The sequence below is a fragment of the Vibrio sp. 10N.286.52.C3 genome (assembly GCF_041468865.1).
Classification (GTDB): Bacteria; Pseudomonadota; Gammaproteobacteria; order Enterobacterales; family Vibrionaceae; genus Vibrio; species Vibrio crassostreae_C.
Window position 1 is genome coordinate 1 of sequence record NZ_JBFRJM010000164.1, and the last position, 401, is coordinate 401.

The 401-nt window shown below is 44.6% G+C and carries 1 protein-coding gene; it reads left to right on the plus strand.

Annotated features, from left to right (window positions below; translation table 11 throughout):
* Positions 1–60: 60 nt before the first annotated feature.
* The coding region (gene tnpB, locus AB4138_RS23975) for an IS66 family insertion sequence element accessory protein TnpB (protein WP_372307985.1) at positions 61–401 on the plus strand (341 nt) is incomplete at its 3' end.

A 401-nucleotide genomic window follows, 5' to 3' on the forward strand; every position in this document is an offset into this window, starting at 1 on the left:
GCTGAGCATTCCTCAAGGCATGCCAGCCACCTATCTTGCTGAACTCATTGGAGCGTTGTCATGAAAGGTATGCTCAGCGCTTCAGACATTTACCTTTATCGTGAAAGAGTCGATTTTAGAAAGTCCATCAACGGCCTTGCAGCGATTATCGAAAATGATACTGACTTGCCTCTTGGCAGCGGTGCGCTGTTCCTGTTTACCAATAAACAGCGCGATAAGATTAAAGTGTTGTACTGGGATAAAACAGGCTTCGCCCTCTGGTATAAACGCCTTGAAAAAGCCAAGTATAAGTGGCCTTCAAAAGAGAAAAATCAGGTGTTTACCCTCACTCAATTTGAGCTTGACAGACTGCTTTCAGGCTTCACAATTATCGGCCACGAACGGCTTTGTTTCCTAAATCA